The organism is Campylobacter sp. US25a (genome assembly GCF_004379075.1).
In the GTDB taxonomy this organism is placed as follows: Bacteria; Campylobacterota; Campylobacteria; order Campylobacterales; family Campylobacteraceae; genus Campylobacter_D; species Campylobacter_D jejuni.
Window position 1 is genome coordinate 72,080 of record NZ_RYYM01000007.1, and the last position, 14,629, is coordinate 86,708.

17 protein-coding genes and 1 pseudogene are annotated in these 14,629 nt (G+C 29.7%); 17 read left to right on the forward strand and 1 reads right to left on the reverse strand.

The genetic code is table 11. From position 1 onward, the window contains the following. The first annotated feature begins 2 nt into the window (after positions 1–2). The 17 genes from ELQ12_RS06475 to ELQ12_RS06555 all read left to right on the forward strand — a co-directional run bounded on the left by ELQ12_RS06475 (position 3) and on the right by ELQ12_RS06555 (position 13,206). Positions 3–746, forward strand: a complete 744-nt coding sequence (locus ELQ12_RS06475; protein ID WP_044779786.1) for a 7-carboxy-7-deazaguanine synthase QueE — start codon at positions 3–5, stop codon at positions 744–746. After that, positions 743–1,324: a 6-carboxytetrahydropterin synthase gene (locus ELQ12_RS06480; RefSeq protein WP_002858675.1), complete on the forward strand. Its 582-nt coding sequence runs from the start codon at positions 743–745 to the stop codon at positions 1,322–1,324. Before ELQ12_RS06475 ends, ELQ12_RS06480 begins: the two co-directional genes overlap by 4 nt. Continuing rightward, positions 1,324–1,749, forward strand: coding sequence for a cytochrome c (locus ELQ12_RS06485; protein WP_002860979.1), 426 nt, complete (start codon positions 1,324–1,326; stop codon positions 1,747–1,749). Before ELQ12_RS06480 ends, ELQ12_RS06485 begins: the two co-directional genes overlap by 1 nt. After that, the gene (locus ELQ12_RS06490; RefSeq protein WP_002851635.1) at positions 1,749–2,156 is read left to right on the forward strand and encodes a membrane protein; all 408 of its coding nucleotides are present in this window, start codon (positions 1,749–1,751) and stop codon (positions 2,154–2,156) included. The genes ELQ12_RS06485 and ELQ12_RS06490 overlap by 1 nt, the downstream gene beginning before the upstream one ends. Before the next feature lies 1 nt (position 2,157). After that, entirely contained in the window at positions 2,158–2,814 is a 657-nt protein-coding gene (locus ELQ12_RS06495) for a 16S rRNA (uracil(1498)-N(3))-methyltransferase (RefSeq protein WP_044794468.1), read from the forward strand. Between the two features lie 78 nt (positions 2,815–2,892). After that, a complete protein-coding gene (gene rpmE, locus ELQ12_RS06500) occupies positions 2,893–3,093 on the forward strand; it encodes a 50S ribosomal protein L31 (RefSeq protein WP_002860977.1) in 201 nt (66 codons plus the stop codon). A gap of 2 nt (positions 3,094–3,095) precedes the next feature. Further along, positions 3,096–3,920 carry a 16S rRNA (cytidine(1402)-2'-O)-methyltransferase gene (rsmI, locus tag ELQ12_RS06505; RefSeq protein ID WP_002860976.1) on the forward strand — a complete coding sequence of 275 codons (825 nt, stop codon included), beginning with the start codon at positions 3,096–3,098 and terminating at the stop codon, positions 3,918–3,920. Between the two features lie 13 nt (positions 3,921–3,933). Beyond that, positions 3,934–4,617: a 23S rRNA (guanosine(2251)-2'-O)-methyltransferase RlmB gene (gene rlmB, locus ELQ12_RS06510; RefSeq protein ID WP_134264633.1), complete on the forward strand. Its 684-nt coding sequence runs from the start codon at positions 3,934–3,936 to the stop codon at positions 4,615–4,617. Then, positions 4,610–5,548: a hypothetical protein gene (locus ELQ12_RS06515; protein ID WP_134264634.1), complete on the forward strand. Its 939-nt coding sequence runs from the start codon at positions 4,610–4,612 to the stop codon at positions 5,546–5,548. The genes rlmB and ELQ12_RS06515 overlap by 8 nt, the downstream gene beginning before the upstream one ends. After that, positions 5,542–6,348 (forward strand): hypothetical protein, encoded by an 807-nt coding sequence (locus ELQ12_RS06520; RefSeq protein ID WP_070261520.1) that lies wholly within the window; start codon positions 5,542–5,544, stop codon positions 6,346–6,348. Before ELQ12_RS06515 ends, ELQ12_RS06520 begins: the two co-directional genes overlap by 7 nt. Positions 6,349–6,359: 11 nt before the next feature. Then, positions 6,360–7,562 (forward strand): LL-diaminopimelate aminotransferase, encoded by a 1,203-nt coding sequence (locus ELQ12_RS06525; RefSeq protein ID WP_044778706.1) that lies wholly within the window; start codon positions 6,360–6,362, stop codon positions 7,560–7,562. Positions 7,563–7,565: 3 nt separating this feature from the next. Further along, positions 7,566–8,813 (forward strand): homoserine dehydrogenase, encoded by a 1,248-nt coding sequence (locus ELQ12_RS06530; RefSeq protein WP_044778705.1) that lies wholly within the window; start codon positions 7,566–7,568, stop codon positions 8,811–8,813. Continuing rightward, positions 8,813–9,151, forward strand: coding sequence for a YraN family protein (locus ELQ12_RS06535; RefSeq protein ID WP_044778703.1), 339 nt, complete (start codon positions 8,813–8,815; stop codon positions 9,149–9,151). The genes ELQ12_RS06530 and ELQ12_RS06535 overlap by 1 nt, the downstream gene beginning before the upstream one ends. A gap of 56 nt (positions 9,152–9,207) precedes the next feature. Continuing rightward, the gene (trxA, locus tag ELQ12_RS06540; protein WP_002778629.1) at positions 9,208–9,522 is read left to right on the forward strand and encodes a thioredoxin; all 315 of its coding nucleotides are present in this window, start codon (positions 9,208–9,210) and stop codon (positions 9,520–9,522) included. 133 nt (positions 9,523–9,655) lie between these two features. Next, a complete protein-coding gene (trxB, locus tag ELQ12_RS06545) occupies positions 9,656–10,594 on the forward strand; it encodes a thioredoxin-disulfide reductase (RefSeq protein WP_002857228.1) in 939 nt (312 codons plus the stop codon). A 169-nt stretch (positions 10,595–10,763) separates the two neighbouring features. Continuing rightward, positions 10,764–11,480, forward strand: a complete 717-nt coding sequence (locus tag ELQ12_RS06550; RefSeq protein WP_002871524.1) for a gluconate 2-dehydrogenase subunit 3 family protein — start codon at positions 10,764–10,766, stop codon at positions 11,478–11,480. A gap of 10 nt (positions 11,481–11,490) precedes the next feature. Then, entirely contained in the window at positions 11,491–13,206 is a 1,716-nt protein-coding gene (locus tag ELQ12_RS06555; RefSeq protein ID WP_070261519.1) for a GMC family oxidoreductase, read from the forward strand. 38 nt (positions 13,207–13,244) lie between these two features. Here ELQ12_RS06555 and ELQ12_RS06560 read toward each other — a convergent pair. After that, a pseudogene (locus tag ELQ12_RS06560) lies at positions 13,245–14,498 on the reverse strand (alkaline phosphatase PhoX). Positions 14,499–14,629 lie beyond the last annotated feature (131 nt).

Consider the following 14,629-nt stretch of genomic DNA (forward strand, 5'->3'; position numbering starts at 1 on the left):
TTTTGCAACTTGTTGAAAGTTTCTTAAGTATTCAAGGAGAAGGTAAATATAATGGAAAATTAGCTATTTTTATGCGTTTTGCTGGCTGTAATTTCAACTGTTTAGGTTTTAATGTAAAAATATCAAAAAACAATAAAACTCTCATCGGATGTGACACGATAAGAGCTGTTTTCACAAAAGATTTTAAAGAAAGTTATGAAACTTTAAATGCTAATGAACTTTTAAAAAGAGTGATAAAATTAAAACAAGGCTTTAATCCTATAGTTGTTATCACAGGTGGAGAGCCATTAATCCATTATGAAAATCCTGAATTTATAGAATTTATCCAAATGTTATTAAAAAATAAATTCGAAATACACTTTGAAAGCAATGGAAGCATAGAAATTGATTTTGATAGATATCCTTTTTACAAAGAATGTATTTTTGCTTTAAGCGTTAAACTCCAAAATAGCGGGATAAAAAAAGATAAACGATTAAATTTTAAAGCTTTAAAAGCATTTAAAAATTACGCAAAAGATAGTTTTTATAAATTTGTTTTAGATGCCAATACCCTTGATAATTCATTTTTAGAAATCAATGAAATTCTAAAAGAAGCTCCAAATCAAATTTTTTGTATGCCTATGGGTGAAAATGAGCAAAATCTTAAAAAAAATGCTCAAAAAATTGCTGAATTTTGTATTAAGAATGGTTATAATTACTCTGATAGAATTCATATTCGTCTTTGGAACAATAAAGAGGGTGTATGATTATAAGAAAATTATTTGAATTTGAAAACGCACACATTGTTAGATTTTGTTCTTCTAAACGTTGCAAAAGTAGCATTCATGGACATTCTTACAAAGTTGAAGTTTTACTTGAAAGCAAATATTTAGATAATGCTGGAATGGTCTATGATTTTGGACTTTTAAAAACCTATATACGCCAAATTATTGATAGTTTTGATCATGCTATCACTCTTTTTAAATATGATGACGCAAAATATTTAGAAGAAATGAAAAAATATTCAAGTCGTTGGATTTGCCTGCCTGTTAATGTAAGTGCTGAAAATTTTTGTCGTGTATTTTTCATACTTATAGATGCTTTATTAAAACAAACAAAAATGGTAAATGGAGAACAAGGAGTGACTTTACAAAGCATCATTGTTCATGAAACAAGAACAGGCTACGCACAAGGTTTTAGAGAAGATGCCTATAGTGAGCTAATGCCAAAAATTTCACTTCAAGACATAGAATTTTCCAATGGCATTAAAGCAGAATGGAATGATATAGATTTTTATAACAAATTAAAAAATGAAGAAATTTTTATAAATCCAAAGGAGATTTAATGCAAAAAGCTAAAATTTTAATTGCCTTAAGTTTTTTTTTATTAGTTTTATCTGCCTGTTCTAATGATGAAAAAAATATTTCCAAGACTCAAAATACAGATCAAGAAGTAGTCCAAATAGAACAAAACGATGAAAAAACAGAATTAAGTGACTCCAACCTGCCTTTACCTGTAGATGATGAAGCACAAAGTTCAGATGATGAACATGAAGCCAATCCTACTATTATCAACTCTTTATATAAACAAAAATGTGCCACTTGTCATGGAGAAAAAGGGGAATTAAAACCTAAAAACAGCACAGCCATTAAAACCTTGGGCAATAAAATTTTTATACAAAAAATAAAAACGATAAAAGATAAAAACCATAGTTTTTTAAGTGATGAACAAATTCAAAATTTAGCTGATTTTATAAACAAAGGAAAATAATGGATCAAAGTTACGAATTCTTTTTAGCTTTACATCTTTATAGTCTTTATGCGAGCGGTTTTTTAATGCTTTTTTATCTTATACTAACACAAGGAAATTTTAAAACCGAATTCATTTTTATTCGCAGAATACGATTATTTTTACCAATTTATTATTTATTTTTAGCTTTGATTATTTTTACAGGTTGTTTGTTATCAGCAATGAAACAATTTCAAATGAATGTCAATATCTGGGTAATGATTTTTTCTTGGATCTTAATTTTTGCCTTAGCAATTTTTCACTTTGTTTGTTTCAAAAAAGCAAGAAGATTTAGAAAATATGCCACTTTTAGATGGATTAGTTGTTTGATTTTACCTTTTGAAATTTTTTTATTGTTTTTGCCTTTTTTAATAGAAAGATATCTATAAAATGCAATTTTTGTATAACAAGCAAGCTGGAGAAGAGTTTATACAACTTCAAGGTGAAAACTTTAACCATTTAAAAGTAAGAAGAGTAAAGGAAAATTCGGAGCTAAATCTTAGAAATTTACAAGATAATTTTCTTTACAACTATACAATCACAAATTTAACAAGAAATTCTTGCACTTTAAAATTGTTAAACAAAAAATCACAAAATATAAAACAAAGTGAATTAAACTTAGCCTTAGCCATTATAGATATTAAAATTTTAGAAAAAACTCTACCTTTCTTAAATGAACTTGGAGTAAAAAAGTTACATTTGGTTTTTACAAATTTTTCACAAAGAAATTTTAAAATCGATTTAGAAAGATTTGAAAAAATCATTATTTCTTCTTGTGAACAATGCGGTAGAAATACTAAAATGGATTTAATTATCCATCAAAGCACTCAAGAATTTGTTCAAAAATTTCCAAATGCAATTATGGTTGATTTTCAAGGAGAACAACAAAGTCATTTCGATGAAAAAGAATTGTATTTTATAGGTCCTGAAGGTGGATTTAGCAATGATGAGAGATTGTTGTTTAACCGGAAAACCTCTCTTAAAAGCTCTAATATTCTAAAAAGTCAAACAGCTATTATAGCTATAGCTTCAAAAATTTTGCTTTAACTTTTCTTAAATTAATCTCTTTTTTATGTTAAATAATTTATAATCACGGCTTATTGTTTTAATTTTTAAGGAAAACTAATGAAAAAAGAAATTCACCCAGAATATGTAGAATGCAAAGTAAGTTGTGCTTGTGGAAATACTTTTACAACAAAGTCAAACAAAGCAGAATTAAAAGTAGATATTTGTTCAAACTGCCATCCTTTTTTTACAGGTAGTGAAAAAATTGTAGATGCTGCAGGTCGTGTAGAGAAATTTAAGAAAAAATACGCAATGCAATAATTATGCTTTATTTTATTCCTACTCCCATAGGAAATTTAAGCGATATTTCTTTTAGAGCCTTAGAACTTTTAAAGACTTGCAATCTTGTGTTTTGCGAAGATACGAGAGTAAGTAAGTCTTTAGTTTCATTATTAAATGCAAAATTTCACACTGATATACATATTTCTAAATTTATAGCCTTACACTCCCATAATGAAAAAGAGGTTTTAGCAAGTATTGATTTAAAAATATTTGAAAAAAATGTAGCTTATTTAAGCGATGCAGGAATGCCAGGGATTAGTGACCCTGGCAAGGCTTTGGTAGAATTTGCACAAGAAAATAATATCGCCTATGAAATTTTACCAGGTGCAAATGCAGCCTTAGTTGCTCTTGTAAGCTCGGCATTTTGTCAAAAAGAATTTATCTTTATCGGTTTTTTAGCCAATAAAGGCAAAGAAAGACAAAAAGATATAGAAAAAATTTTAAACTTTCCTTATCCAAGTATTATTTACGAATCCCCCAAGCGTATTTTATCTTTGATAGAACAAATTATGATTCTAGACAGCCAAAGAGAAATTTTTTTGATTAAAGAAATCAGTAAAAAATTTGAAAATAAATTTAAAGGCAATGCCAAAGAGCTTTTTGAAATTTTAAAAAATTCTAATTTAAACGGCGAATGGGTTGTAGTACTGCAATCAAAAGAACAAAATTTTTTGCAAAATACTCTTTGTGAAAAAGATATTATGGATTTAGAGCTGCCTTTAAAAGCAAAAGCAAAATTATTATCAAAGTTCAATGGAAAAAATGCAAAAGAAATTTATCAAAAACTGCTTTTAAGTCAAGATTAGGTAAAATTTTAACATGATAGTTTATGGGAAGCAAATATTTTTTTATATTTTGGAATATCATAAAGACTGTATCAATAAGCTTTATTTAGCAAAAGAATGTGACAAAGCTACTTTTTCCAAAATCGCAAAATCAGGTTTTAAAATCAAAAAACTTGATTTTAAAACTGCTCAAGCTTATGCGAAAGGTGGAAATCATCAAGGTTTTTTGCTAGATATTAAAGAAAGTTCTTTTGCAAATTTAAATGAGATCAAAAAAAATGATTTTATTGTTATGCTTTATGGAATTAGTGATGTAGGAAATATAGGGGCTATCACGCGTACAGCTTATGCTTTAGGGGTTGGAGCTTTAATTTTTATTGGTGAAAAATTAGCCATGGAAGGAGTAATTCGCACAAGCAGCGGAGCGGCTCTTGATTTACCTATTGTGATAAGCAACGATGCTTTAAGTGTAATAAATGAACTAAAACAAGTGGGTTTTTATTTTTATGCGAGCGATGGCTCGGGAAAAGAAATTCACAGTGTAAAAATAAGCAGTGGTAAAAAAGTTTTAGTTTTGGGGAGTGAGGGTTTTGGTTTAAGCTCTAAAATTGTAAAAAAATGCGATGAATGTGTGGGCATTGCGATGAAAAATAATTTTGATAGTCTTAATGTCAGCGCTGCTTTTGCAATACTTTGTGATAGGATGTTAAATGCTTAATTGGAAAAAAATACAAGAATTAAATTTAAAAGAAGTTGCAGCAAAAACACAAATTGAACTTGATTTTCTTGAAGCTTTAGCAGAAAAGAATTTTGCTGTTTTAAGTCGTTTTAATGTTAAAGGTTTTGTTAAAATTTTAAGCAGAGAATACGAACTCGACTTTAGTGATTTTAACGAAGAGTATGAAGCTTATCTTAGCGAAAACAATCCTACTCCACAAACAAAATCAAAAATGATAACCCCAAAACTAGATGCTTATAGTCAAAAATCCTCTAATGCTTGGCCTTCTTTGATTGTTCTTATTGTTTTAGTGATCATAGGAAGTGGAATTTATTATTTTGATACACTTAAAACTTTTTTCAAAGATGAACAAAATAATACTAGTACAACAGTTATAGATATCATAGGACAAGCACAAGAAAATTTAAAATCTTTAGGTGGAAATAATGTTGTTGTTATAGACAACGATAAAGCACAAGAAACAAATAAAACAGAGAGCGTTTTACCAATCCAAAACATCTCATTACAAGAAAATGATAAAAACATAAGCATAGAAAATAATATCAGTGAAAATAACACAACCTTACTTGATGAAGAAAAAAATACCCAAATCCAAGAAGACATAAATACACCAAAAACTGATTCTTTAAAAGAAGCACATTTTAAAACCTCTACCAAGATTTGGATAGGTTTGATAGATTTAAAAAGCCTTAAAAAAACAAGCTTTGTTAAAGAAAAAGATTTTAATATTTCTTTAGATAAAGATCAGTTAATTTTAACAGGAGCTGCAGCTTTAACAATGTTTGATCAAGAAAATAAAGAACAAAAATTTCCTGCAGGAATTTCAAAACGTTTCTTGATTAAAAATGGAAAAATTACAAGTATTTCAGCTGCTGAATTTGCAAAATTAAATAAAGGTAAAGAATGGTAAAAAAAATTATTATTCTTACTCTTTATGTTAATATATCTTTTGCAATCTCAAGTCTTGATTTGGCAAAAAATTTAGTAAACAATCCTAGTAAAAATTCTCAACTAGAATTATTATTTTCAAATAATTCTTACATAGATAATAGTGGAAATTGTGATATTGCAAAAATATCTCAAATATTAAAAACCAATTCTTTAATTGCCTTAACACTATCAAATCCTCAAACTCTGAGGCTAAATTTTAAAGCAAAAGCTGATGAAGTTATGTTTTTTAAAATTTTATCCGATGTTTTAACAGATGCCGGATATATATATTTTATCCCTACAGATTTGATTTTAAGAGAAGGAAATATTGACTATACCATACAAGTAGAATCTCAATATATTTTAGATCCTGGAACGCTTTACAATCTCTTAAAAGAAAATTCTGTCTATATAGATAATATTAAGCGTATTGGGGCATATGATTATGAATATGATTTAAATTTTTCCAATGCTGTATTAAAAACCAATACAAATGTTAATTTAAATACTCCAAAATCATTAGAAAAGCCCCTTAAAGACTATGTGCTTGATTTAAAAAATGCTACAAATTTGATTATTGATGCAAATGATTTAGACAATTGGTTTCCTAAAATCTTCTTTTTAGATAAAAATCTAAATCTAATTAAAGCAGTAAAAAGCGAAAATAAAAATAATCATTTTTCAGAACTTATTCCAAATGGTGCTATATATGCTATTGTAAGCGATATGTATAGTTTAGATAATATACGCAGGGGTTTAAAAATCACACTTAAAAAATAAAGGATTAAGAAATGTTTGATGAAATCCGTTTTAATACCATAGAAAGACTTCCAAATTATGTTTTCGCAGAGGTAAATGCGATAAAAATGGCAGCAAGACGTGCCGGAGAGGATATCATCGACTTTTCAATGGGAAATCCCGATGGTAAAACTCCACAACACATTATAGATAAACTTTGTGAAAGTGCTAACAAAGATAAAACCTCGGGATATTCTACTTCCATGGGGATTTATAAACTTCGCTTAGCAATTTGTAATTGGTATAAAAGAAAATATAATGTCAATTTAGATCCTGAAAATGAAGTTGTAGCTACCATGGGTTCAAAAGAGGGTTTTGTAAATCTTGCAAGATCGATTATAAATCCTGGAGATGTTGCTATTGTGCCAACTCCTGCTTATCCTATACATACTCAAGCTTTTATTATAGCAGGAGGTAATGTAGCAAAAATGCCTTTAGCTTATAATGAAAAATTTGAGCTTGATGAAAATCAATTTTTTGAAAATTTACATAAAACTTTAAATGAAAGCATCCCGCGTCCAAAATATGTCGTTGTTAATTTCCCGCATAATCCAACAACAGTAACTTGTGAAAAAAGTTTTTATGAAAGATTGATAGCAACAGCAAAAAAAGAAAGATTTTATATTATTTCAGATATTGCATATGCAGATTTAACTTATGATGGCTATAAAACTCCTTCTATTTTGGAAATTGAAGGTGCAAAAGATGTAGCGGTAGAAACTTACACTCTTTCAAAATCTTACAATATGGCAGGCTGGCGTGTAGGTTTTGTAGTAGGAAATAAACGCTTAGTCAGTGCGCTTAAAAAAATAAAATCTTGGTTTGATTATGGTATGTATACACCTATTCAAGTAGCAGCTACCATAGCTTTAGATGGAGATCAAACTTGTGTGGATGAAATCCGTGCAACTTATGATAAAAGAATGCGCATTTTACTTGAAGCTTTTGAAAATGCAGGCTGGAAACTTCAAAAACCAAGAGCAAGTATGTTTGTTTGGGTAAAACTCCCTGAAAGCAAAAGACATTTAAAAAGTTTAGAATTTTCAAAGCAACTTTTACAGCGTGCTAGTGTTGCAGTAAGTCCTGGGGTAGGTTTTGGCGAAGCAGGTGATGAGTATGTAAGAATTGCTTTAATTGAAAATGAAAATCGCATACGCCAAGCTGCACGCAATATCAAAAAATATTTAAAAGAGTAAGTTATGAAAGTAGCAATTCTTGGTTATGGCACTGTTGGAAGTGCAGTGGTTAAATTTCTTTTAGAAAACAATAAACTTATTCGTGCGAGATGTGGGCAAAGCATAACTCCTGTGATCGCTCTTGCTAGAAGTCCTAAAAAAAACGCTTTAATTCCAATTACTCATAGCGTTGAAGAAATTTTAAATGCTGATGTAGATGTTTTTGTGGAGTTAATGGGTGGAGTGGATGAAGCTTTTAAAATAGTGAGTGAAATTTTAAAAAAGAAAAAAGCTGTTGTTACTGCAAATAAAGCTATGCTTGCTTATCATCGTTATGAACTTGAAAATTTGGCTAAAAATTTAGCCTTTGGTTATGAAGCAAGTGTGGCTGGAGGAATTCCTATTATAAAGGTTTTAAAAGAAGGTTTAAGTGCAAATAATATTTTGGCTATAAAAGGGATTTTAAATGGTACGAGTAATTATATTTTAAGTTCTATGAGTCAAAAAAATATGAGTTTTAAACAAGCCTTACAAATAGCTCAAAATTTAGGCTATGCAGAAGCTGATCCAACTTTTGACATAGAAGGACAAGATGCAGCTCATAAACTGCTTGTTTTATCAAGTATCGCTTATAATCTTAAAGCTAAACCTGAAGATATTTTGATCGAGGGTATTAGCGAAATTGCGCCTGAAGACATGTATTTTGCTAATGAGTTTGAATTTACCATAAAACTTTTAGGTATAGCCAAGGTGCGTGAAGATAAAGTAGAATTAAGAGTGCATCCTACTATGATAGATAAAGAAAAAATGCTTGCAAAAGTCGATGGAGTGATGAATGCTATAAGTATTAATGGAGATTTGTTGGGTGAAAGTTTGTATTATGGAGCAGGAGCAGGAGGAGAGGCCACTGCAAGTGCTGTGATTTCAGATCTTATGGATATAGCAAGAGATCAGGTAAAAGCACCAATGCTTGGTTTTGTGAATACTTTAGAATACGAGCTTTTAAGCAAAGATGAAATTTATACAAAATATTATTTAAGGGTGAAAGTTGAAGATAAAATAGGGGTTTTATCTAAAATCACACAATTGATGAGTGAAAATAATATTTCTATCGATAGTTTTTTACAAAAACCTAAAAAAAATGATGAAAATTACAGTACTTTATTTTTTACTACGCATTTAACTTATGAAAAAAGCATACAAAATTTGCTTGAAATTTTACGCAAACAAGATTTTATAAAAACCAAGCCTTTTATGATGCGTATAGAATAATGGGTGTAAAAGCTTATTTAGATGGAATTTTAGGTGAAGATAAGGCTTGTAAATTTTTAAAAAAACAAGGCTTTGAAATTTTAAAAAGAAATTTCCATTCTAAATTTGGAGAAATCGATATAATAGCCAAAAAAGATGAAATTTTACATTTTATAGAGGTTAAATTTACTCAAAATGATTATGAAGCTTCCGAGCGTTTGAATAGAAAAAAACTTGAAAAAATTTTAAAAACTATAGAATTTTATCATCTTAAAAATGGAATTTCATCGGATTTTCAGATTGATCTGATTTGCATTAAAAATGATGTGATACAATTTTGCGAAAATATAAGTTTTTAAGCTGATATTTAAAAAAATAAAATACAATTAGACAAAAATTAAAGAAAGGAAAAATTATGGGAAAATATATTGAATTAACAAGTGATAATTTTGCTCAAGCAAAAGAAGGTGTAGCTTTAGTTGATTTTTGGGCTCCATGGTGCGGACCTTGTAGAATGCTTGCTCCAGTTATTGATGAACTTGCAAATGACTTTGATGGTAAAGCTAAAATTTGCAAAGTAAATACAGATGAACAAGGTGATTTAGCAGCTGAATTTGGTGTTCGCTCTATTCCTACGCTTATTTTCTTTAAAAATGGTGAAGTTGTAGATCAACTCGTTGGTGCACAATCTAAACAAGCAATTAGTGATAAACTAAACTCTTTACTATAAACTAAAGGCTAGTATAACTAGCCTTCTTCTTAAAAATTTCAAATTTATACTAAATAATAATTTTTATTAACTACTATTAAGAATAATTTTTATATCATTATTAATAATAAAATTCAATATAAAGGAAATGTAGATGTTAGATGTAGCAATCATAGGTGGAGGTCCTGCTGGACTTAGTGCCGGACTTTATGCAACTAGAGGTGGTCTTAAGAATGTAGTAATGTTTGAAAAAGGTATGCCTGGCGGACAAATTACCTCAAGTTCTGAAATAGAAAATTATCCAGGTGTAGCCCAAGTTATGGATGGAATTTCTTTTATGGCTCCTTGGAATGAACAATGTATGCGCTTTGGTTTAAAACATGAAATGGTTGGAGTAGAACAAATTTTAAAAAATAGTGATGGAAGTTTTACCATCAAATTAGAAGGTGGTAAAACAGAACTTACTAAAGCTGTGATAGTTTGCACAGGTTCAGCTCCAAAAAGAGCAGGTTTTAAAGGCGAAGATGAATTTTTTGGAAAAGGTGTAAGCACTTGTGCAACTTGTGATGGATTTTTTTATAAAAATAAAGAAGTTGCAGTTTTAGGTGGTGGAGATACGGCTTTAGAAGAAGCTTTGTATCTAGCAAATATTTGTTCTAAGGTTTATCTTATCCACCGCAGAGATGAATTTAGAGCAGCTCCATCTACAGTAGAAAAAGTTAAGAAAAATGAAAAAATAGAACTCATTACTAGTGCAAGTGTAGATGAAGTATATGGTGATAAAATGGGTGTTACTGGTGTAAAAGTAAAATTAAAAGATGGTAGTATTAGAGATTTAAATGTTCCAGGAATTTTTACTTTTGTTGGTCTTAATGTAAGAAATGAAATTTTAAAACAAGACGATGGTAAGTTTTTATGCAATATGGAAGAAGGTGGGCAAGTAAGTGTTGATCTTAAAATGCAAACTAGTGTTGCTGGACTTTTTGCCGCAGGAGATCTTAGAAAAGATGCACCTAAGCAAGTGATTTGTGCTGCAGGTGATGGAGCTGTAGCTGCATTAAGTGCTATGGCTTATATAGAAAGCTTGCATTGATTTTTTCTTATTATAGGCTAGAATTCCTAGCCTAAATCTTTATATCAATACTCCTTAAAAATATAAAATATTTTTTCATAACGTTTTATAAATATTATTAAATATAATTTAAATTATACTTAATTTTGTTACATAATTACACATTTAAAAAAATAAGGAAGGAATAAACATGGACAAAAAACAAAGTCGCAGAAATTTTCTTAAAGCCTCATCTTTGTTTGCTTTAGTAGGTGCTAGCGCACCAAGTATGGTTTTTGCTCATACGCACAATCAAAACAATTTGAATTCTACTCAAAATTATCGTGCTAGAATTTTTTTTAATAATTCTGCACAACTTGATATTCTGAGTGAAGCAGTAGAAAGAATTTTTCCCGAAGATGATTTAGGACCAGGTGCTAAAAAATTAGGTGTAGCTATTTTTATAGATAATGAACTTGCAGGAAATTACGGAAGTGGAGCAAAAGATTATCGCTTTGGACCTTTTATACAAGGAAAGAAAAATCAAGGTTATCAATATCCTTTAACTAGAGCTGAACTTTTTAAAATGGGTGTAAATGCTTTAGATGAAGAAGCAAAACTTCGTTATAAAAAAGGCTTTGTAGAGCTTAGCGCAAAACAAAAAGATGAAGTCTTAAGAGCTTTTGAACAAGATAAAACAAAGGTTTCTTTTGGAGATAAGATAAAAGCAAGCGATTTTTTTACAGAGTTAAGAAGCATAACTATAACAGGAGTTTATGCTGATCCAATTTATGGCGGCAATGCAAATATGCAAGCTTGGCGCATGAAAAAATTCCCAGGCGCTCAAATGACTTACGCAGCTCAAGTTTTAGATGGAGATAAATTTGAAGTGATAGAGCCTATTTCTTTGGCTGATATGTCACATTAAAGGAATACAAATGGCAAAAATACTTAAAAAAACAGATGTTGTTGTTATAGGTTTAGGTTGGAGTTCTTCTATTGTTGCAAATGAATGCGCTAAAGCAGGGATTAAAGTTGTCGCCTTAGAAAGGGGTGGACATCAAGATACTTCGGATTTTTTGGGTGCGCATGATGAGTATAAATATGTAAATAATGCTGCAATGAAACAAGATTTAAGTAAAGAAAGTATATGTGTTAGGAATAATGATAATGAAATTGCTTTACCAATGAGAAAAAATTATGCTTTTGATGTCGGTAATAATGTTGGTGGAGCAGGAGTTCATTGGAATGGTATGAGTTATCGTTTTCTACCTTATGACTTTCAAATAAAATCTTTAACAGAAGAAAAATATGGCAAAAATAAAGTTTCTAAAGAATACACTATTCAAGATTGGGGTGTAAACTATGATGAAATGGAACCTTACTACGACAAAGCTGAAAAAATGATGGGAGTTTCTGGAGAAGATAAAAGTCCTTTCTCAGGAAAAAGAAAAAATTCTTATCCAAATCCTCCTTTAGAAAAAACAACTATGTTAAAAAAATTTGATGAAGCAACGAAAAAACTTGGATATCATCCTTGCATGGTTCCTGCTTCAAACTCATCTCAAACTTATACAAATCCTGATAAACAAAGCTTGGGAGCATGTCAATATTGTGCTTTTTGTGAGCATTTTGGCTGTGAATATGGTGCAAAAGCTTCTCCTATAGTAACAACTATACCTTCAGCTTTAGCAACTAAAAACTTAGATATTAAAACGCATGCTAATGTTTTAGAAATTTTGCATAAAGATGGTAAAGCTACAGGGGTAAAATTTATCAATACTTTAACTTTAGAAGAATTTATCCAGCCTGCAGAAGTGGTTATGCTAGGCTCTTATGTTTTCAACAATGCTAAACTTTTAATGGTTTCTAATATAGGCGAAATTTATAATCCAAAAACAGGCAAAGGAACTTTAGGAAAAAATTATAGTTATCAAATCACACCTAGTGTTAATGGTTTTTTCAAAGATCCATTTAATTCTTATCTTGGATCTGGGGCACTTTGCAATTGGATAGATGATTTTAACGGGGATAATTTCGATCATTCTAAACTTGATTTTATTCATGGAGCAAGCTTTAGAATTTCCCAAAATGGAGCAAGACCTATAGCATCAAATCCAATTAAACCGGGCACACCTTCATGGGGAGCCGAATTTAAAAAAGCTTCTATTTATAATTATACTCGATTTACTTATATTGGAGCTCAGGGTGCATCTATTCCTTATATAGGTAATTATTTATCCCTTGATCCAACTTATAAAGATGCTTATGGACTACCACTTATCCGCGTAACCTATAATTTTACCAAGCAAGATAAAAATCTTTATAATTTTATGCTTCCAAAACTAAAAAGCATCATGCAAGAAATGGGAGCGCAAAATATTTACACTTCGCCAAAATTAGGAGATTATGGAGTAGTTTCAAATGGTTGGTATACTTCTACCCATATTGCTGGCGGAACTATAATGGGTACAGATAAAAACATAAGTGTAGTTAATCCTTATTTACAACATTGGGATGTTAATAATCTTTTTGTCGTAGGTGCAGGAAATTTTCCACATAATCCAGGCTACAACCCTACCTTAACCTTAAATGCTTTAGCCTATCGTGCTAGCGAAGCTATTATAAAATATTTAAAAACTGGTAATTGCTAATGCAATAATTAAATTCCAAGCCTTAAGCTTGGAATTTATTAGCTTCCTATCACTCCACCATCAAGTTTTCTTATCATCATCACACCAGATCTTGGTTGTTTTTCCATAAGGAAAAGTACTACCTTTCAAACCTTCTCTTGGGTGTTGTATGCCTACAAACATTGTAGCATAATCCTCACTAAAAGCAATCCCTGTTAATTCACAAGCAATAAACCCTGTTAAAAAGCGTCTGATTTCCCCTGTTTTTGGATTTGCTACATTAGGTTCTTGGTAATTTTTATTATTTGTTAGTGTTGCAAATACTTCTTTAGAATCACTTTTGTTTATGGCTTGCTATCCATTTTCCCTATCTTTTAAAATCTCCCACTTTACCATTAAACTGTCCTATATATAAAATGCTTTCATCTAATAATTTTGCTATATTAGCACCTTTTTTGTATTTGTGTTTACTAATAAATTTAAAAATAACTCGTCATTCACCCATATAAACCCGTCTTTTTTACGATAATTCCTATATTTACATGTTTAAACATCCTAAAGAAGTTCTTTTAAAGCATATTTTTATATTAAAAAGATTGATTTCGTCGATATTTTTAGCTAAATCAAATATTTCATCAAAATTCTAAATTTTCATCTAAACTTCAAAAAATCGTCAAAATTTTCTTCACAGGTGATATAAGTTCCCTAAGGTATTTGTCCATTTGCATAATTTGCAAAAGTTCCATGAATAAATTTTTCATTTTTTAAAACTTCTTTTTTAGCTGCTCATTTACTTGCATTTTAGTGTTTACATCGATTCTGCAGTTATACTTAGAGTCTAAAAACAGTCCAATCATCATCTTTTTTTCGATTTCTAAGATACTCACACCCACACTGGATTGATCATATAAAACATCTTCTTTGCTTAAATTTTTGCTATGGATGATTAAATATAATTTCAGGATTTATATATTCATTATTAACGGCTAAAATTGCTCTATTTTTTGAAAGTGGAAAAAACTCATACCATCATCGTTATCTCTAAAAAACCAAATGAGCATTTTAACTACATTTATATCGATGATTTTATTTTCATCATAAGGTTTTGCTTTACTAAAAGTGGATCACCTCAAGAAATTAAAACCCTTGCTTCATAACCTTGTGGTGCTATAACTTTATCTTGTGTGCTTGCATCAACAACTTTAAAACCTAGAAAATCTTTATCCTTGAGCATAGCAGCACTTAAATTTGAACTTAAAAAAAGCCAGCATAGAATCTAAAGCTGAACCTTTTAAAAACAATATTCTTTCCATTTATTTTTACTCCATATTAAAATTTAAAACAATGGAAGTATAAAAATATTTGGAAACTTTTTAGAAATTTTGATGAAAAATTTAAATCGAAAGAAAAATTTATACCTAGTTTTTCACTAGGTATAAAAGAC

Bases quoted from the DNA above. Each gene is read 5' to 3' on its own strand.
- ELQ12_RS06480 (WP_002858675.1), top strand. From the start codon at position 743: ATGATTATAAGAAAATTATTTGAATTTGAAAACGCACACATTGTTAGA.
- trxA (WP_002778629.1), top strand. From the start codon at position 9,208: ATGGGAAAATATATTGAATTAACAAGTGATAATTTTGCTCAAGCAAAA.
- ELQ12_RS06530 (WP_044778705.1), top strand. From the start codon at position 7,566: ATGAAAGTAGCAATTCTTGGTTATGGCACTGTTGGAAGTGCAGTGGTT.
- ELQ12_RS06550 (WP_002871524.1), top strand. From the start codon at position 10,764: ATGGACAAAAAACAAAGTCGCAGAAATTTTCTTAAAGCCTCATCTTTG.
- rsmI (WP_002860976.1), top strand. From the start codon at position 3,096: ATGCTTTATTTTATTCCTACTCCCATAGGAAATTTAAGCGATATTTCT.
- ELQ12_RS06490 (WP_002851635.1), top strand. From the start codon at position 1,749: ATGGATCAAAGTTACGAATTCTTTTTAGCTTTACATCTTTATAGTCTT.
- ELQ12_RS06520 (WP_070261520.1), top strand. From the start codon at position 5,542: ATGGTAAAAAAAATTATTATTCTTACTCTTTATGTTAATATATCTTTT.
- ELQ12_RS06495 (WP_044794468.1), top strand. From the start codon at position 2,158: ATGCAATTTTTGTATAACAAGCAAGCTGGAGAAGAGTTTATACAACTT.
- trxB (WP_002857228.1), top strand. From the start codon at position 9,656: ATGTTAGATGTAGCAATCATAGGTGGAGGTCCTGCTGGACTTAGTGCC.
- rpmE (WP_002860977.1), top strand. From the start codon at position 2,893: ATGAAAAAAGAAATTCACCCAGAATATGTAGAATGCAAAGTAAGTTGT.
- ELQ12_RS06485 (WP_002860979.1), top strand. From the start codon at position 1,324: ATGCAAAAAGCTAAAATTTTAATTGCCTTAAGTTTTTTTTTATTAGTT.
- ELQ12_RS06535 (WP_044778703.1), top strand. From the start codon at position 8,813: ATGGGTGTAAAAGCTTATTTAGATGGAATTTTAGGTGAAGATAAGGCT.
- rlmB (WP_134264633.1), top strand. From the start codon at position 3,934: ATGATAGTTTATGGGAAGCAAATATTTTTTTATATTTTGGAATATCAT.
- ELQ12_RS06525 (WP_044778706.1), top strand. From the start codon at position 6,360: ATGTTTGATGAAATCCGTTTTAATACCATAGAAAGACTTCCAAATTAT.
- ELQ12_RS06555 (WP_070261519.1), top strand. From the start codon at position 11,491: ATGGCAAAAATACTTAAAAAAACAGATGTTGTTGTTATAGGTTTAGGT.
- ELQ12_RS06515 (WP_134264634.1), top strand. From the start codon at position 4,610: ATGCTTAATTGGAAAAAAATACAAGAATTAAATTTAAAAGAAGTTGCA.